Origin of the sequence: Vibrio sp. MOR3 (genome assembly GCF_001557775.1) — a bacterium.
In the GTDB taxonomy this organism is placed as follows: Bacteria; Pseudomonadota; Gammaproteobacteria; order Enterobacterales; family Vibrionaceae; genus Vibrio; species Vibrio jasicida.
The window spans coordinates 1-25,615 of the sequence record NZ_LNRD01000013.1; the positions used below are offsets into that span (position 1 = coordinate 1).

Sequence of the window (25,615 nt, forward strand, 5' to 3'; positions counted from 1 at the left end):
TACCAAGAGGACGGGTAGAGCTTCAATAAAGGTGCTTTGGGAAGGGTGGTTTAAACTACAAACCATCCTTGAAGGCTACGAACTCGCAATGTCTCTTGATCACTAGACTTGTGATCAAGAGACAGCCGGCGAGGAGGCTTTGAGAATTCTGTGAAAATAAAGATGGGCTACTGAATCTTCTCGTAAAAGGCATCACTTTTCGGGTAGTCGCCAGTCAGATCGGCTAACGTACCTTGGTCATTGAATTGAACAACCAGATCTTTTTGCACAGGTTCACCGTGCCCAGGAGTGTGATGGTAAATGTAGTACCAAGTATTTGGGTAGCCATTTTCAACCAACATAGGCGAACCAAGAACGTAGCGAACTTGTGCTTTAGTCATCCCAAACTTTAATTTATCAACCGCACTTTGTTCTACATAGTTGCCTTGGTTGATATCAATACGATAAACCAGTTTTTCCAATACCGAACATCCTGTCAGCAAAGTCATTGCTAATGGTACGGCAACTAACCACTTCTTTAATTGCATAATAATTTCTTAGTAACCTTTAAAATACTGCGCTGATAATAAACAAGCTCGACGCAGATGTAAAAAGCTATGCGTCGTATGGTAGAAAATCTGACAACGAATTTTGAGTTGAGTTGCATTTATTCGCTGATATTAGACGATAACTGGCGGAACATGACTCATCAAGCATGTTGTGTGCTTTTTATGATATGGGATTTAAGAGATCGCCTGCAATATTTCGTGAGGGCGACTACTGTTGGTCGTGCGTTGCATTATTGCGGGAGGGAAAATGCTTTGAGCGTTTCACCTTCAAACCGATAATATTCTTTTTCAACAAGGTGTGCTGCACCTATGGAGCGGTAAAATTGACCAGCGATAGGATTGGTGTTTTCTGCTGTCCAATCAAGTCTTTGGCAACCCGAGGTAACTGCTAGGGTCGCTAAATGTTTCATTAGTTGAATACCAACGCCTTTTCCTCTCGCGATTGAAGAAACGAAGAGATCCTTCATGTACATTTGGCCGGAAAGTTTAGGGGCAGGGTACATCACTGTGTAAGACGCAAAACCAATAATAGAGTCGTGCTCATAAGCTGCGATGATTTTGATACTAGAATGCTCAGAGAAGACTTGGTGCTTTAGATAGTGCGTCAATTCATTCTCTGATGCGGCGTCCTCTTTGAAGTAATAGCATTCTAACTCAATAAAAAGAGGGACGAGCTCTAAACAGTTTTCTTTGTTGATGGCTTTGATATCCATTTCTCATCCCTTGTTGAATGGTTAAGCCGCGATGAGTAATTCTTTTGCGTTGGCTAATGTTGAGTCGGTAATTTGGCTTCCGCCCAATAAACGAGCGAGTTCTGCCACACGTTGTTGTTCATCTAGGGCATGCATTTTTGTTTCGGTTTGCCCACTCTTGGTGTGTTTAGCAACAAACATTTGTTGATGACCACAGCCAGCAACTTGCGGTAAGTGGGTTACACACATCACTTGAGTCGATTCGCCTAACTTGCGCAGCATCTTACCGACAACCGCAGCCGTTGGGCCGCTGATACCGACATCCACTTCATCGAAGATCAAGCTTGGCGTATCCACTTTTTGTGCGGTGATAACTTGTATTGCTAGCGAGATACGTGATAGCTCACCACCTGATGCGACTTTAGCGATAGGTTGTAATGGCTGACCTGGGTTGGTTGAGACCAAGAAACACACACTGTCCATACCCAATGGAGATGGGTGGAGGTTTTCGTTGTTTACCTCGATGCTGAATACCGCTTTCTCCATGCTCAATTCGTGCATGCTTTGCGTGATAAGTTTGTTCAGCTCTTTTGCGTAACGGCTACGTGACTTGTGCAGCTTCTCTGCTTGAGTTAAGAAGCTTTGGTATTTCTGTTCTACTTCTTGAGCGAGTTCATCCAGACGCTCGTCAGAGCAATCTAATGCTTCGATTTGTGCAAGAAGATCTTGGTGATGTTGGTATAGCTCATCGGGCATAACATGGTGTTTGCGAGCCATCGACATCACTTTAGAAAAACGTTCTTCGACATAAGCCATGCGACCGGGATCGACATCAATGCCATCTAGGTAGCTGCGAAGTTCGTTTTTGGTTTCTTCTAGCTGGATCATTGCCTCTGCCAGCATGTTTGGCAATTCAGCTAACTTCTCATCCAATTCGGCTAACTGGATTAGGGAGTGATTGGCCGATTGCAAAATACCAAGCGCATTGACTTCTTCACCTTCGTAAATAAGTTCGAGGGCTTGCTGACAGGTAGTGGCGAGTTCACCACTATTGGACAGTCGTTTGTGCTCTTGCTCGAGCTCTGCGAATTCTTCTTCACCTAGCGATAACTCATTCAGTTCTTTAATTTGGTATTCAAGCAACTGTTTTTGGGCCTGATTTTGCTGGCTGTTCTCTTTTAGTTGCTTAAGGTTGTTGTCTGCTTGACGCCAATGCTGGTAAGCACTGCGTGTGCTTTTTAGTAGGTTTAAATGTCCAGCATATTGGTCCAGCATGGCCATTTGATGCTCGCTCTTCATCAACTGATGATGCGCGTGCTGTCCATGGATGTTGATCAATAACTGCCCAAGAGATTTGAGTTGTGAAAGAGGGACTGGGCTGCCATTGATAAAGGCTCTAGAACGGCCTTCTTTCGTGATGATGCGACGCAAGATACATTCGCTGCCATCCAGCAGGTCGTTATCTTCTAGCCAACGCGTTGCGTGTAGATTGTTGTCCAGTAAAAAGGCGGCGCTGACTTCTGTTTTCTCTTCGCCTTGTCGTACCATGCCTGCATCGGCACGCCCGCCTAAACAAAGACCTAATGCGTCAATTGCAATAGATTTACCTGCACCTGTTTCACCAGTGATGGTGGTCATGCCCTTTGAAAGCTCGAGCTGTAAAGACTTAACAATCGCAAAATTATTAACACTTAGATGAGCCAGCATTTTTATTTACCTGTATAACTGAACAATACTGTATAAGAAAACAGTATATACTGTTTCTTTATACAGTAAAGGTGGCTGCTGGATTTTTTGTAGGAAGAAGGTATTTTTTGTGATGGTGAAGAGAAAAATAGGCCGAGCAAATGCAACGACCTATTAAAATTGAACAAGTTACGGTCGAGTTGGGTTAATTGTGAGCGGCTCAAACGTTGCCACTGCATTAACCCCTGCTCCAGGATGGTCGACATAGGAAGTGTCTTGCATCAGGGTGTAATACACATCGATAAAATCGTCATCGTTAGTGAGTGCGCCATCCGGAATCGCATCGATAATTTTGTTGGTGATATGAGGAATAATGGCATAGGCCTGAACTTCGGGATCTGGAATTGCCTTCAGGACTTCTTCTGCAACCTGAACAAGCAGTTTGGCTAACTGTTTGTAATCGGTGCCGTCATCTTGCTCCATTAAGACGATATCCGCCGCCCCCCAACGGTAACGAGACCAGTGAATGATGATTTGGTTGGGTAAGTAGGTGGTGTTGTCGTAATCCAAATAAGGTAGCTCGACGAGATCCAAAGTGGGTTCATCACGCGTAGGGTTTACACCTGTGACAATGGCGTAGATTTCAGCTTTTCCTGAAATCCAAGGCTCTTGGTCATTGGCAAGACGAATCTTCTTCAAAACCGTAGTTTGAATTGGTTGAGGTGTACTTTCTGTGTGGGAGAAAAGAGATTTTTGAGCCTTTGCGATGTCAGTCATATAGGGTTGGACCATGGTTGCTTGCCCAAGCTTGCTCATTTCTGCCTGCATAGCCTGTAGCCCAGCTTTTAGCTCTGCAGAGCTGTTGCTGTCGACAACCAATACAGGCACGTCTGGAAGTTGATAGACATCGAGTTGGTGGACTTGGCCATAAACATCGTAAGCTTCGATGTATTGCCACTGCTCATCATCCCCTGTTGGTTCGAAAGCAAAGAGTGGGTCGACGGCCCCTTCTTGCCACACGCCGAGCATTTCTTCATTTGCAAGTCGAACTTCAAGCAATTGATCGGAGTATTCAGAGATGCCTTTCCACGCTCGAATTTGTGTATCGGCTTGTATGAGTTGTTGGCTAAATGCTGATAAAGGTTTCTGTTCGGCGAATGAGGAAAGGGGGACATTAATGTGTTCGGCAGTGATGTCTTTGCGCAGCATGGGTTCTATGTTGGCATAACTTTCGCTGAGTTGCAGAGCTAGTGTCCGCTTGGTATTCGAGATGTCCTCGGCTTTTGCGTTTGATATATCGGTAACCTTTGCCTCCTCAGATTGACAGCCAGCAAGCGCTAACGTACTGAGAACGGACAATATCATTGTTTTTTTCATAATGTGCCCTTTGAGATAATAAGTATGAATTAGAGTTTATACTCTATTCATACTGAGAATATCATCAGTCGGACACCTTTCAATTTGAGCTCAGAATTTTGTATAAAATTTACCCACAAGATCAAGTTTTATAAAATTAAATTTAACAAGGAATTAATCTGTGTCGCCTTGGGTGGGGATGAAATTGGAGTTAATGAGAGCATAGAAAAAAGGTTGATGCCTTCACATCAACCTTTCTTGTTAAAACAATTTACTTGACCAACCGAGCTTGTTTCTTAGCACGTGGTAGTAGCTGTAGTCTTTTGGGTGGATCAGTTTAAGTACATTCGGGCTTTGATAAATATGAACTTCATCGCCTGGAGAAACCGGTAGTGAAACTTGTCCATCACAACTGACTTCTTGCGTACCGCGGTTTTCTGGTGACACGATCAATTTAATGCGTCGTTTTCCATCAACCACTAAAGGACGGCTTGAAAGAGTGTGAGGAAACATCGGAACCAAAGAGATTGCATTCAAGCTTGGCGACAAGATAGGACCACCACCGGAAAGGGAATAAGCGGTTGAACCTGTTGGAGTTGAAACGATTAAACCGTCGGCGCGCAGCGAAAACGCAAAGCTATCATCAATGTAAACTTCAAACTCGATCATATGTGCGACTTGACCAGGGTGAAGTACTGCTTCGTTTAGGGCGGCATTGTGGCTTTTAATTTGGCCATGACGATGCACTTCGGCCTCAAGTAAAAATCGCTCTTCTTCAATATATTCGCCATTCAGAACGGCTTTCAATGCCGTTTTGAAATCATCGGGGTTAAGGTCCGTTAGGAAACCAAGGTTACCTCGGTTCACACCGATCACTGCGACATCAAAGCGAGATAAAATGCGAGCTGCGCCTAACATGTTGCCATCGCCTCCAACGACAATAGCGAGATCGGCGTTTTTACCAAGTTCCACTAGGCTGGCAAATTGATTTTGTGGAATATCGTCTAAAATTGCAGCAAGGCGGTCATCGATAAACACTTGGTAACCTTCAGAGGTTAACCATTGGTAAAGCTCTCTATGAGTTTGAATAGCCTGCTGATCTCGAGGTTTTCCGATAATCGCGATCACGTTACATGGGTTTTTCATAGCATTTCCGCATTAAAGAGGCTTGAATCAGGAATCTTCATCCCCATAATAATGGCAAGTTACCTAAATATGCGAATTTTAATGTGGTTAGAGCCCGCAAAACGTGCGTAAGCTTTGAGGACATTATGTTGATTCTGGAGATATCATGAGCAACGAAGAAAACAAAGTTACTGAAGCCGAGCTTGATCAGATTATCGAAGAGGCTGAGAAAGTAGAGGCAGCAGCTCAAGAAGCAGAAGCGGAACTTGAAGACATTGGTGATGAAAAAGACGCTAAGATTGCTCAACTAGAAGCAGCACTTCTATCAAGTGAAACGAAAGTGAAAGATCAGCAAGATGCCGTTCTACGTTCTAAAGCAGAAGTAGAAAACATGCGTCGCCGTACAGAGCAAGAAATTGATAAAGCGCGTAAATACGCTTTGAACAAGTTTGCTGAAGAGCTTCTTCCTGTTATCGACAACCTAGAGCGTGCTATCCAAGCTGCTGATGCTGAGCATGAAGTGGTTAAGCCAATTCTTGAAGGTGTTGAGCTAACGCATAAGACGTTTGTAGACGCAGTATCGAAATTTGGTTTGAAAGAGATCAATCCAGAAGGTGAAGCTTTCAACCCTGAATTCCATCAAGCGATGTCTATCCAAGAAAGCCCTGACCATGAGTCAAATACCGTTATGTTCGTAATGCAAAAAGGTTACGAGCTAAACGGTCGCGTGGTACGTCCTGCAATGGTTATGGTTGCAAAATAATTCAGTAACCTACTGATATATATTTATTTAAATGCCTACTGGTTCTCAGTGGGCATTTTTGTTTCAAACATTGTCATTCTCATATTCACTCCTCTGAATATGAGCTAAATTTCGAAATTTGATCCTCTTCAAATTTTTTCCTATTGGCAAATAATTTTCCTATAGGAGATATCCTCTCTTTATCTTGCTTACTTATGGGATGCTGTGTCTATAAGTACCTGTTATGACTTGTCTTCAAAATAAAATTCTGAATATCAATCTAGAACTGGTGATTTACTTTTAATGTTAGTTATTAACATTCTTGTAAAGAAAGCCTTTATTTTGTAACTCCGATGTGTATTATTCGCGAGGTCTGCCGTAAAAATTAGCAGATGTAACTATAAAAATATAAATAGCAAACACAACATTTCGGAGATTTATGATGGATAAATCGCTTTCTAGTAAGATTTTTATCGGCTTGTTCGCCGGCCTCGTGCTGGGTACAGCTATTCAGTACTTATTTAGCGGTATTGCGATTTTTGATACCTATATTCTAGGTGCAGCAGAAGGTGCGGGCGGCATGTTCGTTTCGCTGATTAAACTTCTGGTTGTTCCTCTGGTTTATGTATCAATTGTATGTGGCATTGTGGAACTTAAAGACATTCGTTCTTTTGGTCGCTTGGGTGGTAAAACTTTTACTCTTTACATTTTAAATACCGTCGTTGCGATCATTGCTGCTCTTACTGTTGCTATGATTGTTCAGCCTGGTGCAGGTGCAAACCTTGCGGGTACGATTTCTGATTCTGTGGCGCTTAAGTCAACAGAAACACCAGACATCTTCTCTATGGTTGTGAACATTGTTCCAAGCAACCCTGTACAAGCGTTTGCAAATGGCGACATGCTACAAATCATCTTTATGGCAATTCTGACAGGTCTTGCAATTCAAGCGCTTGATTCAAAAGGCGGCCCTGCGGTTCGTACTTTTAAGATGGCGAACGAAATCATGATGAAACTGATTGGTCTCGTAATGAGCTTAGCGCCATACGGTGTATTTGCTCTGATGATTCAACTTGGTGCAACCTTGGATGCGGGTACGCTTGCATCAGTAGCCGGTTACGTTGCTCTTGTGGTTTCAATGCTAGTGCTTTGGATCTTCGTGGTTTACCCTCTAGCGGTTCAAATGTTCACGGGTATTTCTGCGCGCGAGTTCTCTCGTAAGACGCGTGAACAAGTGTTGTTCTCTCTATCTACAGCAAGTTCAAATGCGACGATCCCAGTAACGATGCGTACTCTTACTGACAAGATTGGTGTGTCTAAGTCGGTAGCTGGTTTTGGTGTACCACTAGGTGCAACTATGAACATGGCAGGTGCTTCAATCTACATCGCAATCGCAGCGGTATTCTGTGCAAACGCGTTTGGTCAGCCTATTGCGGTATCTGACCTAGTGACTCTAGGCTTCACGGTTCTGCTACTGTCTATCGGTGCTGGCGGTGTTCCTGGCGGTGGTGTAGTGATGGTTGGTGTTATCCTTCACCAATTGGGTCTACCACCAGAAGGTCTAGCAATCGTTGCAGCGGTTGATCGTATTAACGATATGTTCTGTACATCATCTAACGTAGTCGGCGATACAGCAGTAAACACGATTGTTGCTAAGTCTGAAGGCGAGATTGGTAAAGAAGAAATCGTGGATGCTGAACCAGCACAAGCGAGTGCGTAATTCTTAATCGCTCACTTAATCGAATTCACAGCGAGGTCTTAGGGCCTCGCTTTTTCTTTTTAATAGACGCTTCGCTTCGGGAACGGACTTCGTCCTATGGAACGCTGCGCTTCGAGATTCCAGCATCCCACCTTTTGCACAACTTTTTTCAATTTTTTTTACTCTTTCCCTTGAAAAGCCATTTGCAGCCCTTATCTATTGGGCATAAGAGAAGCAAACATAATTATTTTTGTTTGTGAGCAAGGGTTGAAACCCGATTCTACGTCCCCACATAGGGGATATAGCAAAACGAAAATAGAATTTATTCGGAGATAGCCTGATGGGTAAAATCATTGGTATTGACTTAGGTACTACTAACTCATGTGTTGCTGTACTAGACGGCGACAAACCTCGTGTAATTGAAAACGCTGAAGGCGAACGCACAACGGCATCGGTTGTTGCATATACCGATGGTGAAACGCTAGTAGGTCAACCTGCAAAACGTCAAGCGGTTACAAACCCAACTAACACGCTATTTGCAATTAAGCGTCTAATTGGTCGTCGCTTTGAAGATGAAGAAGTTCAGCGTGATATCGAAATCATGCCTTACAAAATCGTTAAGGCTGACAACGGTGACGCTTGGGTAGAAGCGCAAGGCCAAAAAATGGCTGCTCCTCAAGTTTCTGCTGAAATCTTGAAAAAAATGAAGAAAACTGCTGAAGACTTCCTAGGTGAGGAAGTAACTGGCGCAGTTATCACAGTTCCTGCTTACTTTAACGATGCTCAACGTCAAGCAACAAAAGACGCTGGCCGTATCGCAGGTCTAGAAGTTAAACGTATCATCAACGAACCAACAGCGGCTGCTCTAGCATACGGCCTAGACAAGTCAGGCGGCGACCGCACTATTGCGGTATACGACCTTGGTGGTGGTACATTCGATATCTCTATCATCGAAATCGATGAAGTTGAAGGCGAGAAAACTTTCGAAGTTCTAGCAACTAACGGTGACACTCACCTTGGCGGTGAAGACTTTGATACACGTCTAATCAACTACCTAGTTGACGAGTTCAACAAAGAGCAAGGTATCAACCTTAAGAACGATCCACTAGCGATGCAACGTGTTAAAGAAGCAGCAGAAAAAGCGAAAATTGAGCTTTCTTCTACTTCTCAAACTGACGTAAACCTACCTTACGTGACTGCAGACGCGACTGGTCCTAAGCACATGAACGTGAAAGTGACTCGTGCGAAACTAGAATCTCTAGTTGAAGACCTAGTACAACGTTCTCTTGAGCCTCTAAAAGTTGCTCTAGCTGACGCTGACCTATCTGTAAACGACATCACTGACGTAATCCTAGTTGGTGGTCAGACTCGTATGCCTATGGTTCAAGCGAAGGTTGCTGAGTTCTTCGGTAAAGAAGCTCGCCGCGACGTAAACCCTGATGAAGCAGTAGCAATGGGTGCTGCAGTTCAAGGCGGTGTACTTGCAGGTGAAGTAAAAGACGTACTTCTACTAGACGTAACACCACTGTCTCTAGGAATTGAGACAATGGGCGGTGTAATGACTAAGCTAGTTGAGAAAAACACAACTATCCCAACTAAAGCGAACCAAGTTTTCTCTACAGCAGAAGACAACCAGAACGCGGTAACAATCCATGTTCTTCAAGGTGAGCGTAAGCAAGCGTCATACAACAAGTCTCTAGGTCAATTCAACCTAGAAGGCATTCAAGCTGCGCCTCGTGGTATGCCACAAATCGAAGTAACTTTCGACCTAGATGCTGACGGTATCCTTCACGTATCTGCGAAAGATAAGTCAACAGGTAAAGAACAGAAGATCACTATCCAAGCTTCTGGCGGCCTAAGCGACGAAGACATCGAGAAAATGGTTCAAGAAGCAGAAGCTAACAAAGAAGCGGACAAAAAGTTCGAAGAGTTAGCGGCTGCACGTAACCAAGCTGACCAAATGATTCACGGTACTCGTAAGCAAGTAGAAGAAGCTGGTGAAGCACTACCTGCAGATGAGAAAGAGAAGATTGAAGCAGCTATCGCTGAGCTTGAAACTGCTCGTAAGGGTGATGACAAAGAAGCAATCGATGCGAAAGTTCAAGCGCTTATGACTGCAGCTCAAAAGCTAATGGAAATCGCTCAACAACAAGCTCAAGCTCAACAAGCACAAGGTGCTGACGCTGATGCTCAACAGTCTAAAGAAGACGACGTAGTTGATGCTGAGTTCGAAGAAGTTAAAGACGACAAGAAATAAGCTTTCTTAACTAGGCGATTGCGGTCGCCTAGAGTCGATAAGACTTTGTGTACGGGCGTTTGGGGTAACTCTTACGCCCGTCTGTTTGTCAACGTTGTCCTTCTAGCTAAGTATTTTGCAATAAGTGCACTTAGCTAGAATGATACAAACACCAAGCGGTGAATCGATGCCGTTTGCAGTAAATAATTGGTGACGAAGAACATGTCAAAACGTGATTTTTACGAAGTATTAGGCGTAAGCCGTGATGCCTCTGAGCGCGATATTAAAAAGGCGTACAAGCGTCTAGCGATGAAATACCACCCAGACCGTAACCAGGGTGATGAGTCTGCTGCGGACAAGTTTAAAGAAGTAAAAGAAGCGTACGAAATTCTAACTGAGCCTCAAAAGAAAGCGGCTTACGACCAGTATGGTCATGCGGCTTTTGAACAAGGCGGTGGCGGCTTCGGCGGCGGCGGTTTTGGTGGCGGTGGCGCTGATTTCGGCGACATCTTCGGTGATGTATTTGGTGATATCTTTGGCGGCGGCCGTCGTGGCGGTGGTCAGCAGCGAGCACAACGTGGTGCGGACCTGCGTTACAACATGGAACTATCGTTAGAAGAAGCTGTTCGCGGTGTTTCTAAAGAGATCGAAGTGCCTACGCTAGTCCACTGTGATACCTGTGATGGCAGTGGCGCGAAGAAAGGCTCAACGGCTGAAACTTGTGGCACCTGTCATGGCCATGGTCAAGTACAGATGCGTCAAGGCTTCTTCGCAGTTCAACAAACCTGTCCTACCTGTCATGGTAAAGGCAAGATCATCAAAGACCCATGTAATGAATGTCATGGTCAAGGTCGCAAACAGAAAACGAAAACGCTTAACGTTAAGATCCCAGCAGGTGTTGATACTGGCGACCGTATTCGTCTATCTGGCGAAGGCGAAGCAGGAGAAATGGGCGCACCAGCGGGTGACCTATATGTTCAAGTTCATGTAAGAGAGCACCATATCTTCGAACGTGAAGGTAACAACCTGTACTGTGAAGTACCAGTAAGCTTTGCAATGGCAGCACTTGGTGGTGAAGTTGAAGTTCCTACGCTAGATGGTCGTGTGAACCTTAAAGTACCGACAGAAACGCAAACTGGCCGTATGTTCCGTATGCGTGGTAAAGGTGTGAAAGGCGTTCGTGGCGGCGGTGTTGGTGACCTAATCGTTAAGCTAGTGGTTGAGACACCTGTTAACCTAAGCTCTCGCCAAAAAGAACTGCTTAAAGAGTTTGATGAGTCTTGTGGTGGTGATGCTGCGACTAAGCACAAACCAAAATCAGAAGGTTTCTTCAATGGTGTGAAGAAGTTCTTTGATGACTTAACTAGCTAATTGCTGACTAAGTTAAAATTTAATAAGAAGCCCGCATCAATGCGGGCTTTTTCGTATCTGTTTTCTTGTCGCCAGAGAAGGCGGCTTGATCAGTTCCAGCACTCGCTTGGCGATTCAATATTGGTTGAAGTGAGTGTTATTTTTTTATCTTGGTCGCTAGAAAAGCAACTGTCCCCATCTTGCCCACGATCAGATTTCGCGGTTGCCGTAATTGTGTATGCCACTGTTGCTGAACTTGCGACAGCAAAGGAGAAACGGTCTGTGTCCGAATCGCAGATCGTACAACTACCTCCAGATATAATCCCGCTCCAGTCATAGCTACCGTTGTAAGATGTTTCGAGCTCCAACTGAATGCGGCTAATATCACTCAACGCGACCGTTCTATGCGATGTGATCGTATGACCTGAGTAAGATGGATAAGCAATAGCAGCAATGATCCCAACAATCACGACTGCAATCAGTAATTCGATCAATGTCATCCCTCTTAATCGTCTGTTGTATCCGTTACAACTAGAAATTCGAATCATGACGAGTAGTTCCCTTTTCACTTTTCCGACTATTTTTCTCAGGTGATAGCATCTGTGCAAGATGAATTACGGCCCTCTCGCCGTTTGCATAGGAATTTGGGAAATGCCTCGCGGGTTTACGTTGCTGGAGCTCTTAATCACCATTGCTGTAATGAGCATATTGTTAGCTGCTGCGGCACCATCTTTTCAAAATGTGTTTGAAACCAACAAAATGCAGCGATTAGCAGATGAGCTGCATGGTTTTGTTATTCAGGGGAAATCTGAAGCAGTATTGCGTCGTGAGCGACTTTGGGCGCATATCATCATGTCTGGAAACTCATCGAGCGATGGTGATTGGCGCATTGAATTAACTGACAATGGAACCGAAGGTGCTGGGTCCGTATTGTTTTCTTTTTCTGGCGTTCCCTATGACGGGATAGTCGTCACACCTAGTTATTCGTCTGGTCAAATAAGCTTTGATGATGTTCATGGTCGCCCTTCTTCGGGCAATATCCAATTCTATCCGGTTGGAGAATCTGCAAAAGCGCTTAAGCTTATTTCCCACACACTTTCCGCCCGTGTTCGAGTATGCAGTGATAACAACTCAACTGAATACTTTGGCTATTCCACTTGCTCTTAGTAAGGGTTGATATGTTAAAGCAAAAAGGGGCGAGCCTCGTTGAGTTTATGATTGCGTCCTCTTTGGGGCTCATTTCTCTCGCTATTGTTGGTTCGCTGTATATCAGCGGTCAAAAGGCTGCAATGGAGCGCTCTAAGGAACTGATGCTATTGCAAAATACAGCCAGCGTTTTACAGATGTTGAGGAACGACATTCAACGCGCTGGGTTCGATGGTATTGATGGTAACTCCGTGAAGATTTCAGGAGCCAGTAATACTATCTACACCCTTGATGCTCCCGGTATGGGGCTTATTGCTTACGCCTACAATGTCGGGGCTTCCGGAGCGACGGCTTTGTATAAAAACGTTGTATATGAACAACGCGTCGATACACCAGAATCTCTGTTTGTATGTGAAAAAAAACAAACAACGATCTGGAGTGTAGCTGATGTCATCGCTCTATCTGGAACGGGATCATGTAACACGCTTTTTGATAAGAAAGCGATTCATGTGAATCAATTTACGTTGGCCGCGGCTACGGTAAAAAATACCGACGCCGAGACTGCCATGGTAACGGTTACGTTAGGGACAGAGTTAAAAGATGCGACTGATATTCGAACAGAGCAGTCGTTTACAGTGAAGCAAAGGAATTGGCAGTAATGAGAAAACAGCAAGGTGCCGCCGCGTTATTGGTCGTCAGTGTGTTGCTTGTTGCAGCGCTGATGATGTCACTAGGAAGCTATAAATCCCTTTTTTATCAAATTAAGCGAGCAAACAACCAAATTGAAGCTCGACAAGAACATTGGTTAGCTGAGGGGGGATTAGAGTGTTTCTATTCTTTAGTTCAAAGTACAGGTGATGTTTCTTCTGCAACGTCACTAATTTCAAACCGATGTGAAACACCGTTAGACCTGCATCAACTAACTTTAGAACCCGACAATAAGGTGCTAAGTCAGCCCGTTGCGAGTTCTAGCCGAACCATTGAAAAGCAACTAGTTCTATCTCGTGGAAGAGCTTCTGGAGCACTAAAAAGTAGCACTGATTTATATGTGAATGGCAGCTCTGCTTTTTCGACACCAGATCCTGGAGAGTTAGTCGGTAGTGGGTGGGAATGTGTGGCTATTCGCTATAAAAATGCTTTCCATTCTCGAGCTGGGGCGACTAATCAAGGGGTTATCCATGGCTCAGCGCCTTATGCAGATTTTGTTCACAACAACATAGATTGTAAATCTGAGCATAAGAGTGTCACTGCTTCTGACTCTGGCTATGGTGAGGACTTTATTCAAGATGCAGATCTAGAGCCATTTTTCGACATTTTTAGAGAGCAGCGTAGTAATTGGGATTCTGTGAAATCTGACTGGGGTTTTACTGCGATTGATTACGATGATTCAACCAATCAAATTGTTACCGATTGTGGAAAGAAAGTTGGGGAGCAAATTTCAGCAGGTAAAACTCATATTTGGGTGACTGGGTCCTGTGAGTTTACTTCCTCGAAAAAGAATAGCTCTGGAGGTTATGAGAATGATTCTGATGGGGTACCAATCAAAGGTGGCATTGATTATCTCAACGAAGCCTTTGATGCAACAGGAGAAGCTCCAATATTACTCTTGGTTCAAGATGGTATCTTCGCTGTACATGGCTCTATGACTTTCCCCGGTATGCTTTATCAACTCACAACCAACTCACCAACAGGGTTGGATACACATTGGGATTTATTCGAGGCCAAAGATCACTTTGGAGATGCGGCTAACTTTCCCACGCTTGCTTTAGATAAAGTCGTTTACCTCCAACGCGGTTCCTTTAGTTTTTCGGGTGGACAAGTGTTAGATAGCCCTGGTTATAGTGCTTATTTTGTTAACTCTCTAAATTTTGCATACAACCGAGATAACATCGATGAGGTAGTTGATCCGATTATTAACTTCCGTTGGAAAAAAGGCTCTTGGAATGATCTCTAAACAACAAGGTTTTAGCTTAATCGAAGTGCTGATTTCTTTTCTGTTATTGGGAATCGGAGCGCTTGGTCTAACAAAGTTGCAAATCTACATGGAGCGTAAATCAGAATATGCTATCCACAGTATTGAAGCGCTGCGTTTAGCTGAAAATCAGCTCGAATGGTTTAGGACTCGCGGGGCTTCTGATGCGCTTTCTACCATCTCTACCGCTTCCTTTGCTTCGATTGCAACAGGATCTTCTGCTACGGGAGCCTATACCGTGGAATGGGAAGTTCCGGCGGCGACAGTCTCTGGATCATTAAAGACCATCATTGTGACCTCCAGCTGGCAAGACCGCATGGGGGAGACGCAATCCCTTGAGTTGAAAACAATGATTTCGCAGTACAGTGAATTCGAAAACTAACGATTTTGTATTTTTCTCGTCATTACCTTTGTCGTTAACATTTGTGCTTTTTATTGCTGTTTTTGGTGGTTAATAGGTGGTTTTAGAACTGTTAATGCGAATGGTGTGCTACTGTTTTTTTTATGTTTAATTGATATGTCGTTTTTGCAAAATATGTCTCCAAATATGGAAAAAAACATAGAACCTTGTGCTTTCTTAATCACTATTTAATAGAATGCTCGGTTGAAAATAGGCCGTTATAATTACTCAAATAGGCCATGGCACCAACATCATTCATATGGAGTTACCATGAGTAACCAAGCTGTAAATAAAGCACCGTCACCGAAGCCGAGCGGGATGGATCGCTTTCTGAACTTTATCGAAAGAGCGGGTAATAAAATTCCTGATCCAGCGATTCTGTTCTTCTGGGCACTAATCATTACTTGGGCTGCGTCTGCACTTTTGTCGAATGTTTCTTTCGACCTTCTAAACCCTCGAACTGGCGAAGCTCTTACTATTACTAACCTTCTTACGGGTGAAGCACTAGCAAGTTTCCTTGCTAACATGGTGACAACGTTCACTGGCTTTGCTCCACTGGGTATCGTACTTGTTGCGATGCTAGGTGTGGGTGTTGCCGATTCGTCTGGCTTCATCACCACTGGTCTTAAGAAGATGCTGAACTTCACGCCAGCAAAACTTCTTACTCCAATGCTAATTCTTGTGGCAATCGTATCGCACACTGCTGCGGATGCGGGCTACGTTCTAGTTATTCCTCTTGGTGGTATCATCTTCCACGCAGCAGGTCGTCACCCTCTAGCGGGTATCGCAGCTGCGTTTGCTGGTGTATCAGGTGGTTTCTCTGCAAACTTCATCCCTTCAGGTATCGACCCTCTACTAGCTGGCTTTACTCAAACAGCGGCACAGGTCCTTGACCCTGAGTACGTGGTTAACCCGCTAGCGAACATCTTCTTTACTGGTCTATCTTCAGTAATCATCGTTGCTATTGGTTGGTACGTAACTGAGAAAATCATCGAACCTCGCCTAGCGAACACGCCTGTTGATGAAGATGCAGAAAAAGCACCAGATCTTGGTTCTTTCACTGAAACTGAATCAAAAGCGTTCCGTTACGCTGGTTGGGCTATGATGGCGGGTATCGCACTTCTTGTTGTGGCGCTTATCCCAGAAAACTCTGCACTGCGTTCACCTGAAGGTGAAATCACAGCGTTCTCTGCGCCAATCATGAAGTCTATCGTTCCACTGATCTTCATCCTGTTTATCATTCCGGGTTACGTTTACGGTCGCGTTTCTGGCACGTTCAAGACAAGTAACGACATCATCAAAGCGATGGCGGATACTATGTCTACGATGGGCGCATACATTGTAATGTCGTTCTTCTGTGCGCAGTTCCTATCTGCATTCGCGCAATCAAACATCGGTACGATGCTAGCGCTATACGGTGCGGAAGGCCTGAAAGCGATGAACCTACCTGGTGAAGCAACTATCATCGGTATGATTCTTCTAACGGCTTCTGTAAACCTTCTAATCGGTTCTGCATCAGCGAAATGGGCTCTTATCGGTCCTATCCTAGTGCCTATGCTAATGGCTGTGGGTATCTCTCCTGAGCTATCTCAAGCGGCTTACCGTGTAGGTGACTCTGTATCGAACATCATTTCACCTCTGATGGTATTCTTCCCTCTAGTAGTGGTTTACTGTCAACGTTACGTGAAGTCGACAGGTATCGGTACGCTAGCTTCTCTAATGATGCCATTCTCGATTGCGATGCTAATCGGCTGGTCTATCTTCCTAGTTGCTTACTGGATGCTAGGTATTCCTCTAGGTATCCAAGCGCCATACACATACACAATGTAAATACCGTCATATTTGGCGCTGTAGCGTTGTTAACTGCGCAAGTTCACCCTAATCACATAGAGCCTCTATGCTCATAGGGCTGAACTTGCTTGTTGCCTAGCTACAACACCAACTCTTTAGGTATTGGTAATTCGAAAGCGCTGGTCGAGAGACTGGCGCTTTTTGGTTTTCGGGAATCGAAGAACGGACTTTGTCCTATAGAAAGCTTCGCTTTTTAAATCAAGAGGTGTACCGGAAGGTTGATGAGAGAGACTCAGTTTAAACAGCGTTGACAAAATTTGCTCCTAGAAAAACAAAATAAGCCGCATCCCGCATCCCGCATCCCGCATCCCGCATCCCGCATCCCGCATCCCGCATCCCGCATCCCGCATCCCGCATCCCGCATCCCGCATCCCGCATCCCGCTTCCACTTCCTCTCTTTGAAGGTTAAAATCCACTTTCCATAATGACCGATCCCAAAACTGGAGCCTCTTTTGTCAGACTCACAATTCTCCCCTCAAGACGAACTATTTATGCGCCGTGCGATAGAGCTTGCAGAGCAAGCTGAAGCGGAAGGGGAAGTGCCTGTTGGGGCAGTGCTTGTGAAAGATGGTGAAGTGGTTGCTGAAGGTTGGAACCGCTCTATTTGTTCGCACGATGCGACCGCTCATGCTGAGATCCAAACCTTGCGTAAAGCGGGTGAGGCGTTCGAGAACTACCGTTTACTTGATACTACGCTCTATGTGACCTTAGAACCGTGCCCTATGTGCGCAGGTGCGTTACTACACAGTCGAGTAAAGCGCGTGGTATATGGAGCTCCAGATCTTAAAGCTGGCGCTGCAGGGACCGTTCTGAATTTGTTTGAGAGCCAAGCCGCGTATCATTATGCGACAGTAGAAAGCGGTTTGCTGGAAGAGGAATGCAGAGGTCAGTTACAGGCGTTCTTTAAACGTCGTCGTAAAGAAATTAAAGCGAAGAAGCAGGCGCAAAAAGCGTTGGACAATGAACAGGGAACAAAAGACGAATAACAGGGAGTTTGATGGTTGTTTTTAGCAAACACCTACCGTGCAGTAGATGTTTGCTTCAAGTTTTCAGTGATTCATTAAGTGAACGAAAACACGATTACGTGCACTGACTTTTCTTTTCATGGTTGTAAGCGTGCGCTTACGGCGGTTAGCAGCCACTGTTTTATTCAAACGTTTTGACTGCACTCTGCGTTTTCTCATTATCAGAACCTCTTGCAGACAACGAACACACTCTCCGACACTCGCATAGCAAAGTATCCGATTCATGATCAATAGATGTCATTCTTATGATGCATACTCATGGATGATGGTGACATCATATCAAGGAGAGGGTGACCAATTGAGCTCACTGTTTCTCTTCCGTTACTCGGTATTTCACGAAAACACTGGCTAGATAAATGAGCTCGAAAGACGGGATTCTAGTGAGTTTCTGTTGGCGACTCAATAAAAAAATAGCGAGCTGTTAGCTCGCTATTTTCGAAAGGTTTATTCTTCTTTTGGATTCGGCGTTTGCTCTGCATTTTGATTTGGGCTGGCCTCTGTACTTGGTGTTGTCTCGACCGCTCCCGAAACTTGCTCAGCTAAGGTTTCCACCGCTCCAGACGTTAACAGATCTGGGGAGAGTGGTGGAATGACTTGCAGATCTTCTGTGTCTTCGTCAATCGCAGGCTTTTGGCTGACATGCCCAATGATGGATTGATAGTAGCGACGAATGTTCTCAACATAGTTGCGTGCTTCATCACCACGAGCATAACCATAACGTGTTTGGCTGTAGAAGCGCTTCTGGCGCAGCAAGGGTAGACGCTCTTTAACATCTGCCCACGCGTTTGGATCGCCGCCTTGTGCTTTAGTCAGGCGTCGTGCGTCCATCATATGACCATAACCCACGTTGTATGATGCTAAGGCAAACCAAATCTTTTCATGTTCATTAATTGAATCTGGAACACGTGCGACTATACGACGTAGGTATTCCACGCCACCGCGTACGGATTGTTCCGGATCAAGACGATCTGTTACACCAACACTTTTTGCGGTAGGGAGCGTGAGCATCATCATGCCACGAACGCCAGTCGGCGACTTCGCTTTTGGTTTCCAATGAGACTCTTGATAAGCCAATGCAGCAATCAAGCGCCAATCAAACTCTTCACTGTATTTTTGGAACAGCGGTGCCCATTTAGGCAAGGTATTGTCCAGTGCGCGTATAAAAGCACGAGTATCGACATAATCGAAGGCTTCGATATGTCCAATGTACTTCTCTTCTAAAGTCGCCAGTTCGCCAGATTGTTTAATGTTGCCGAAGAACTCGATCAACATTGCGTAGAAGCTTTCATCTTCAGAGCGACGAGTAAACCAAGATACGGGTTGGTCTTCTGTCAATTCAAAGGCTAAAGCAAGATCCGGGTACAGGCGCTGTGCCAAAGACAGTTCTACTGAATCGGTTACCGTAAAACGTAACTCACCTGTAGAGACATGCTTGAGTAGATCTCGCGTATCCGCATCACCAACAATCTCAAATTGGAAGTCTGGGTATTGTTTCTGTAGCGCCGTTAAGGTTGGAACAAACTGAGATTGTTCAACTATCTGAAGAGTTTCTGCCCCAGCATTTGAACCTTCTTCCGCATTACTGTCTTTTTTAGCTTGATAATTGATCAGCTGATTAATGTCGCGAGGACGAAGCTGACCTTTTTTATAAACCACTTGTTGGCTGACGTAATAGTAAGCGGGTCCAGGACGAAAACGTTGTACAGCTTCAGAAGTTTGGTTTAAACCTGTCGCAATAATATCGATGTCGCCTTTCTTTAATGCAGGGAAGAGATCTGCTTGGCGAAACGCCGGTCGAATCTCCAGCTTCACACCTAATTGCTCAGCAAATTTTCGTGCCAGTTCGTAATCCAAACCTGCCGGGCCATCAGGTCCGATGTAGTAGGAGAGTTGGTTGTTTAGCGTGCCAACACGTAGGACACCACGCTCTTGGATTTGCTCGAATTCACTTTTTGGCTCCGATTCAATCTGGCAAGCAGAAAGTAAAAGCACAGACGCGAAAAGTAGGGCGCTGCGCTTGAGTCGGTTGAACTGACTTATTTGCATTAATTCGGTACGTCTCGATAAATTTCTAGTTGCCTTTATATCAAAGCGAGCTGGTTGGGCAAAGTGAATCAGGCAGATAGAGTGCGACATTGTGTGATTTATCGACATTTAAGGATACCCAAGTAACCTCGAGATACTTGGTTCAGCGAGAATGACTTGGTTTGAAAGCGAAGCAACAATTTGAAAATCTAGTGATTCTAAATTGATAATTGGTGACGATGCATTCGAGCCAAGGCAACTCGCCCTTTGGGAGCGTGTCACTGAAACAATTTCATCGTCAAACAACTTGGAAAGAGCTTGCTATTACACGGCGTTGCTTTCCTTGAACTTGAATCAGTGACACTGCTCTGAACCCTGAATCTTGAAGTCACTTGGGTATAAATCAAATTTGACGAAAAAAATGACGCAAACGGTTGCTTTTGGTGTTACATCACAAAAACAATTGCTATATAATGCGCTCGCAACGAAGAGGTGGCATCGGCATAGGTTTGAAAAACCTTCGGGAATAGCTTCGAAGAAAACAGTATAACCCACTGAATTTATTCCAATATCACCTTAATCACTTGCAATAAGAGACCTAAGCACATGAGAATTTTGCGTGGCTCCCCAGCTCTTTCTGAGTTTCGTGTTAATAAACTACTGGAACTTTGTCGTGAACAAGATCTGCCTGTCACTGGCATTTACGCAGAGTTCATGCACTTTGCGGATCTAAAGTCTGACCTTGATGCTCAAGAGTTGGAAAAACTGGAAAAATTGCTGACTTACGGTCCTACGATCGAAGAGCATGAGCCAGAAGGTCTTCTACTTCTTGTTACACCTCGTCCGGGCACTATTTCGCCTTGGTCTTCTAAATCTACTGATATCGCTATCAACTGTGGTCTAGACAAAGTAAAACGTCTTGAGCGCGGCACTGCATACTACGTAGAGACATCGACTCCTCTTAACGATGCTCAAATTGCTGATGTAAAAGCACTCATCCATGATCGCATGATGGAAGTGACATTTACTGATTTCGATGCAGCAAATGCGTTATTCCAAGCGGCAGAACCTGCTCCTGTAGCAGACGTTGACCTATTAAAAGGCGGTCGTGCTGCGCTTGAAAACGCAAACGTTACCCTAGGTCTTGCACTTGCAGATGATGAAATCGAATACCTTTACGATGCGTTCGTAAATAAGCTAGAACGCAACCCGACTGACATTGAGCTAATGATGTTTGCACAAGCGAACTCAGAGCACTGTCGTCACAAGATCTTCAACGCAGACTGGACTATCGATGGCGTTAAGCAAGAGAAGTCTCTGTTCAAGATGATCAAAAACACGTTTGAAACCACACCAGAAAACGTTCTGTCTGCATACAAAGATAACGCAGCAGTTATGGTGGGTTCAGATGTAGGTCGCTTCTTCCCGAACCCGGAAACTCGCCAGTACGGTTACAGCCAAGAGAAAGCGCACATCCTAATGAAGGTGGAAACGCACAACCACCCAACTGCTATCTCTCCTTGGCCGGGTGCTTCTACTGGTTCTGGTGGTGAAATCCGTGATGAAGGCGCGACTGGTATCGGTGGTAAGCCAAAAGCAGGTCTAGTTGGTTTCACAACATCTAACCTACGTATTCCTGGTTTTGAACAGCCATGGGAAACAGATTTCGGTAAACCAGGTCGTATCGTTAACGCTCTAGACATCATGCTAGAAGGTCCATTGGGTGGCGCGGCGTTTAACAACGAATTTGGTCGTCCAAACCTACTTGGTTACTTCCGTACTTACGAAGAAAAAGTGAACTCGCACGCAGGTGAAGAGGTTCGTGGTTACCACAAGCCAATCATGATTGCTGGTGGTATGGGTAACATCCGTGACGAGCACGTTCAGAAGAAAGAGATCCCAGTCGGCGCAAGCCTAATCGTACTTGGTGGTCCTGCTATGAACATTGGTCTTGGCGGTGGTGCTGCTTCTTCAATGGCATCTGGTCAATCAGCCGAAGACCTAGATTTCGCTTCAGTACAGCGTGAAAACCCAGAAATGGAACGCCGCTGTCAGGAAGTGATCGACCGTTGTTGGCAACTTGGTGATGCTAACCCTATCGCATTTATCCACGATGTGGGCGCGGGCGGTATCTCTAACGCACTTCCAGAGCTTGTAGACGATGGCGAGCGTGGCGGTATCTTCCAACTGCGTGACGTACCAAACGACGAGCCGGGCATGAGCCCACTTGAGATCTGGTGTAACGAATCTCAAGAGCGTTACGTAATGGCAGTTGCGCCAGAGAATATGGAAGTATTCGACGCAATCTGTAAGCGTGAGCGCGCACCATACGCCGTAGTAGGTGTAGCAACGGAAGAGCGTGAACTGAAACTTGAAGATTCGCATTTCGACAACACGCCAATCGACATGCCAATGGATGTACTTCTTGGCAAGACGCCTAAGATGCACCGTGATGCGAAAACGCTTAAAGCGAATAACCCAGCGGTTAACCGTGACGGTATCGAGCTAAATGAAGCCGTGGATCGCGTTCTACGTCTACCTACGGTTGCAGAAAAAACATTCCTAATCACGATCGGTGATCGCACGGTGACTGGTCTTGTAGCGCGTGACCAAATGGTTGGCCCGTGGCAGGTTCCTGTTGCTAACTGCGCAGTAACTGCAGCAAGTTACGACACTTACCACGGTGAAGCGATGTCGATGGGTGAGCGTACACCAGTTGCTCTACTAGACTTTGGTGCGTCGGCTCGTCTAGCGGTTGGTGAAGCAATCACAAACATCGCAGCGACAAACATCGGTGATATCAAACACATTAAACTGTCTGCAAACTGGATGTCTCCAGCAGGTCACCCGGGTGAAGACGCAGGTCTTTACGAAGCAGTGAAAGCAGTTGGTGAAGAGCTATGTCCAGCGCTTGGTCTAACTATCCCAGTTGGTAAAGACTCAATGTCGATGAAGACCAAGTGGGAAGAGAACGGCGAGCAGAAAGAAGTAACGTCTCCGTTATCTCTTGTTATTACTGCGTTTGCACGTGTTGAAGATGTTCGTAAGACGATTACTCCTCAGCTTCGTACTGACAAAGGTGTTTCTAGCCTTGTACTTATCGACCTAGGTAATGGTCAAAACCGTCTAGGCGCAACAGCGCTTGCACAGGTTTATAAGCAGCTTGGTGATAAGCCAGCAGACGTAGACAACGCAGTACAACTGAAAGGCTTCTACGAAGGCGTTCAAGCCCTAGTCGCGAATGACCAAGTAGTGGCTTACCACGATAAAGGTGATGGCGGTCTATTCGTGACTCTTGCTGAAATGGCATTCGCAGGTCACTGTGGTGTGAAAGCAGATATTGCTGACCTAGGTGAAGACGTACTAGCAGCACTATTTAACGAAGAGCTAGGTGCAGTACTTCAGGTTAAGAACGAAGATTTAGACGCGGTACTTTCAACGCTATCAGCAAACGGTCTTGAGGCATGTTCTCATGTAATCGGCTCAGTAGAAGCATCTGATGAGCTAGTGATTACTTCTGGTGACACGGTAGTTCTAGAGCGTAATCGTACTGAACTACGTACTATCTGGGCGGAGACTACGCATAAGATGCAAGGTCTACGTGATAACCCAGCATGTGCTGACCAAGAGCATGAAGCGAAGAAAGACAACTCAGATCCTGGCCTAAACGTTAAGCTAAGCTTCGATGTAAATGAAGACATTGCAGCACCTTACATTGCCGGTTCTATGATAAATAAGGGCGCTAAGCCTAAGATGGCAATCCTACGTGAGCAGGGCGTTAACTCTCACGTTGAGATGGCAGCAGCCTTTGACCGTGCAGGCTTTGAAGCAACCGATATTCACATGAGCGACATCCTAACCGGTCAAGCGGTTCTAGAAGAGTACCAGGGTCTAGTCGCTTGTGGTGGCTTCTCTTACGGTGACGTACTTGGTGCGGGTGAAGGTTGGGCTAAGTCTATCCTGTTCAACGAGCAAGCTCGCAACCAGTTTGAAGGCTTCTTCCAGCGTGAAGATACCTTCTCTCTAGGTGTATGTAACGGCTGTCAGATGCTATCGAACCTGAAAGAGCTAATCCCAGGTGCAGACCTATGGCCACGCTTCGTTCGTAACGAATCTGAGCGTTTTGAGGCTCGCTTTAGCCTAGTGCAAGTACAGAAATCTGATTCTGTATTCTTCGATGGCATGGCAGGCTCTCGCATGCCAATCGCAGTTTCTCATGGTGAAGGCCGCGTAGAAGTTCGTGATGCTGACCACCTAGCCGCGATTGAAGCGTCAGGCACGGTTGCAGTTCGTTACGTGGATAACCACGGTAATGCGACTCAGCAATACCCGAACAACCCGAATGGTTCGCCAAATGCAATCACGGGTCTAACGACTCAAGATGGCCGCGTAACTATCATGATGCCGCACCCAGAGCGTGTATTCCGTACAGTTGCGAACTCATGGTCTCCAGAAGGTTGGGGTGAGAACGGTGCTTGGATGCGTATGTTCCAAAACGCACGCAAGAACATCGGTTAATCACGACGTCGTTCGTCAACGTTAACGAAAATCGATAAGCGCTGGTTGAGAGACCGGCGCTTTCTTTATTTAAGAGTCGAGAACAGACTTCGTCCTACAGGACGCTGCGCTTCGAGAGTCGGGAAGGCTTCGCTGTAGGAATTGAGATGTGTGCACTGGAATACTAGAGGTCAATGCATGGACTCAATAGGTGTTGACAGTATTTGTTCCTAAGTAATCCAAATGAAATCGTCTCCCGTCTCCCTTAAAAAACTTGCAGCGTTTCGGTAACTTTTATGCTCTAATACCGCGCTTACCAAGGGATGGTGTTAAACAGCTCAGCTTAGATGGAGTTATCAAGTTGACCGAATCCCTGATTAATCCCTTAGGAAATGAAAGAAATGGCTAAAAATCCAAAATTTGCTATCCGCGTAACTGAAAAACGTAACGGTTGGAGCGCAGAGATCACTCGTCAGGTGACTTCTCGTAAAGTAGTGGTATCAAAACGTGAAACTGGTTTTGACAGCGAAGAGAAAGCACAAGCTTGGGCTGAGCAGGAACTTGCAGGTTTTGTACAAAACCAAGTAGTTCGTAACGAGCGCAAAGCAGTACAACGTCAAGAGCGTGAAGCAGAGCAACTAGCGGCAAAAGTTCGCAAAGAAGAAGCTCGTCAAGCTCGTGAAGCAGACGTAGACACTGACGAAGAGTAATCGCAGTGTGTTTGATGGTGATTGACTACCATCGACAATGAATTTGAAAATGCCCCGAATTAATCTCGGGGCATTTTTATTTGTGTCGTTATAAGCAGTCAGAGGAAACAGAGAATGTCATTGAACTTCCTGATGAAGCGGTATTGTACGTATGGTCTTTGCGCAGTTTTTTAGGTGTGTGAACTGGCTGCAAATCAATGTGGCGTAATCCATCTGACAAATCGGTAGCTTCACCGTAGTCATAGTCTCTTGCCTCGGTAATCTCACCTTTTGCGTAGTTACAGTGACCTGACTTCCCATTTTCTCCCCAAGTCAAAGCTTCAGGCTGAGCGTCTAGATTTAAGTTATCTGAAATGTTGGCAGCGTAATGATCCTCTACTGGTAGTGTCTTATTCTGAGCCATTAAATACTGCGAGATATTCTCTTGTGAGTAGCTTGGAGCAGTGAGGAAGGCGAGGCCAATTGTGGTTAACGTTCTTGTTAGTAAAAAAGTAATTTGAATCTTCTTCATTAGATATACTGTGAAAAGTGTCGGTGAATAAAAAGAAAAATTCGGAG

Annotated in this window: 20 protein-coding genes; 12 read left to right on the forward strand and 8 right to left on the reverse strand. The window is 45.2% G+C overall.

The annotated features are described in order from the left end of the window. Positions 1 to 167 precede the first annotated feature (167 nt). The 5 genes from bamE to nadK all read right to left on the reverse strand — a co-directional run bounded on the left by bamE (position 168) and on the right by nadK (position 5,428). Positions 168 to 527 (reverse strand): outer membrane protein assembly factor BamE, encoded by a 360-nt coding sequence (bamE, locus tag ATB76_RS20445; RefSeq protein WP_038868775.1) that lies wholly within the window; start codon positions 525 to 527, stop codon positions 168 to 170. Between the two features lie 251 nt (positions 528 to 778). After that, positions 779 to 1,261: a GNAT family N-acetyltransferase gene (locus ATB76_RS20450; protein WP_042603930.1), complete on the reverse strand. Its 483-nt coding sequence runs from the start codon at positions 1,259 to 1,261 to the stop codon at positions 779 to 781. Positions 1,262 to 1,282: 21 nt separating this feature from the next. Further along, on the reverse strand, positions 1,283 to 2,947 hold the full coding sequence (gene recN / locus ATB76_RS20455) for a DNA repair protein RecN (protein ID WP_039975384.1): 1,665 nt from the start codon (positions 2,945 to 2,947) through the stop codon (positions 1,283 to 1,285). Between the two features lie 168 nt (positions 2,948 to 3,115). After that, positions 3,116 to 4,303, reverse strand: coding sequence for a DUF3103 domain-containing protein (locus tag ATB76_RS20460; protein ID WP_061036057.1), 1,188 nt, complete (start codon positions 4,301 to 4,303; stop codon positions 3,116 to 3,118). A gap of 240 nt (positions 4,304 to 4,543) precedes the next feature. Continuing rightward, the gene (gene nadK / locus ATB76_RS20465) at positions 4,544 to 5,428 is read right to left on the reverse strand and encodes an NAD(+) kinase (protein WP_038868771.1); all 885 of its coding nucleotides are present in this window, start codon (positions 5,426 to 5,428) and stop codon (positions 4,544 to 4,546) included. A 145-nt stretch (positions 5,429 to 5,573) separates the two neighbouring features. Here nadK and grpE point away from each other — a divergent pair, with 145 nt between their 5' ends. The 4 genes from grpE to dnaJ all read left to right on the forward strand — a co-directional run bounded on the left by grpE (position 5,574) and on the right by dnaJ (position 11,452). Continuing rightward, positions 5,574 to 6,170, forward strand: coding sequence for a nucleotide exchange factor GrpE (grpE, locus tag ATB76_RS20470; RefSeq protein WP_038868770.1), 597 nt, complete (start codon positions 5,574 to 5,576; stop codon positions 6,168 to 6,170). 421 nt (positions 6,171 to 6,591) lie between these two features. Next, positions 6,592 to 7,866, forward strand: coding sequence for a dicarboxylate/amino acid:cation symporter (locus ATB76_RS20475; protein ID WP_038868768.1), 1,275 nt, complete (start codon positions 6,592 to 6,594; stop codon positions 7,864 to 7,866). Positions 7,867 to 8,185: 319 nt separating this feature from the next. Then, the gene (dnaK, locus tag ATB76_RS20480; RefSeq protein ID WP_038868767.1) at positions 8,186 to 10,102 is read left to right on the forward strand and encodes a molecular chaperone DnaK; all 1,917 of its coding nucleotides are present in this window, start codon (positions 8,186 to 8,188) and stop codon (positions 10,100 to 10,102) included. 201 nt (positions 10,103 to 10,303) lie between these two features. Beyond that, positions 10,304 to 11,452 carry a molecular chaperone DnaJ gene (dnaJ, locus tag ATB76_RS20485; protein WP_038868766.1) on the forward strand — a complete coding sequence of 383 codons (1,149 nt, stop codon included), beginning with the start codon at positions 10,304 to 10,306 and terminating at the stop codon, positions 11,450 to 11,452. 89 nt (positions 11,453 to 11,541) lie between these two features. Here the strand turns inward: dnaJ and ATB76_RS20490 are convergent, their stop codons facing one another. Then, positions 11,542 to 11,979 carry a type IV pilin protein gene (locus ATB76_RS20490; RefSeq protein WP_061036058.1) on the reverse strand — a complete coding sequence of 146 codons (438 nt, stop codon included), beginning with the start codon at positions 11,977 to 11,979 and terminating at the stop codon, positions 11,542 to 11,544. A gap of 103 nt (positions 11,980 to 12,082) precedes the next feature. On the opposite strand from ATB76_RS20490, the gene ATB76_RS20495 reads away from it, so the two are divergent. The 6 genes from ATB76_RS20495 to tadA all read left to right on the forward strand — a co-directional run bounded on the left by ATB76_RS20495 (position 12,083) and on the right by tadA (position 17,786). Next, positions 12,083 to 12,598 (forward strand): GspH/FimT family pseudopilin, encoded by a 516-nt coding sequence (locus ATB76_RS20495; RefSeq protein ID WP_061036059.1) that lies wholly within the window; start codon positions 12,083 to 12,085, stop codon positions 12,596 to 12,598. A gap of 11 nt (positions 12,599 to 12,609) precedes the next feature. Beyond that, positions 12,610 to 13,236, forward strand: coding sequence for a hypothetical protein (locus ATB76_RS20500; RefSeq protein WP_038875551.1), 627 nt, complete (start codon positions 12,610 to 12,612; stop codon positions 13,234 to 13,236). Continuing rightward, complete coding sequence (locus tag ATB76_RS20505; RefSeq protein WP_061036060.1) at positions 13,236 to 14,531, forward strand: hypothetical protein; 1,296 nt, start codon at positions 13,236 to 13,238, stop codon at positions 14,529 to 14,531. Before ATB76_RS20500 ends, ATB76_RS20505 begins: the two co-directional genes overlap by 1 nt. Then, positions 14,521 to 14,931: a prepilin-type N-terminal cleavage/methylation domain-containing protein gene (locus ATB76_RS20510; RefSeq protein ID WP_039975394.1), complete on the forward strand. Its 411-nt coding sequence runs from the start codon at positions 14,521 to 14,523 to the stop codon at positions 14,929 to 14,931. The genes ATB76_RS20505 and ATB76_RS20510 overlap by 11 nt, the downstream gene beginning before the upstream one ends. Before the next feature lie 288 nt (positions 14,932 to 15,219). Continuing rightward, positions 15,220 to 16,779 (forward strand): AbgT family transporter, encoded by a 1,560-nt coding sequence (locus tag ATB76_RS20515; RefSeq protein WP_005440222.1) that lies wholly within the window; start codon positions 15,220 to 15,222, stop codon positions 16,777 to 16,779. Positions 16,780 to 17,252: 473 nt separating this feature from the next. Beyond that, positions 17,253 to 17,786, forward strand: coding sequence for a tRNA adenosine(34) deaminase TadA (gene tadA / locus ATB76_RS20520; RefSeq protein WP_045495257.1), 534 nt, complete (start codon positions 17,253 to 17,255; stop codon positions 17,784 to 17,786). Between the two features lie 483 nt (positions 17,787 to 18,269). Here the strand turns inward: tadA and mltF are convergent, their stop codons facing one another. Then, positions 18,270 to 19,871: a membrane-bound lytic murein transglycosylase MltF gene (mltF, locus tag ATB76_RS20525; RefSeq protein WP_038865454.1), complete on the reverse strand. Its 1,602-nt coding sequence runs from the start codon at positions 19,869 to 19,871 to the stop codon at positions 18,270 to 18,272. A gap of 585 nt (positions 19,872 to 20,456) precedes the next feature. Here mltF and purL point away from each other — a divergent pair. After that, on the forward strand, positions 20,457 to 24,368 hold the full coding sequence (gene purL, locus ATB76_RS20530; protein ID WP_061036061.1) for a phosphoribosylformylglycinamidine synthase: 3,912 nt from the start codon (positions 20,457 to 20,459) through the stop codon (positions 24,366 to 24,368). A 380-nt stretch (positions 24,369 to 24,748) separates the two neighbouring features. Next, positions 24,749 to 25,057, forward strand: a complete 309-nt coding sequence (locus tag ATB76_RS20535; protein ID WP_038865460.1) for a DUF3622 domain-containing protein — start codon at positions 24,749 to 24,751, stop codon at positions 25,055 to 25,057. 88 nt (positions 25,058 to 25,145) lie between these two features. On the opposite strand, the gene ATB76_RS20540 is transcribed toward ATB76_RS20535, so the two are convergent. Then, positions 25,146 to 25,568, reverse strand: coding sequence for a hypothetical protein (locus tag ATB76_RS20540; protein WP_061036062.1), 423 nt, complete (start codon positions 25,566 to 25,568; stop codon positions 25,146 to 25,148). Positions 25,569 to 25,615 lie beyond the last annotated feature (47 nt).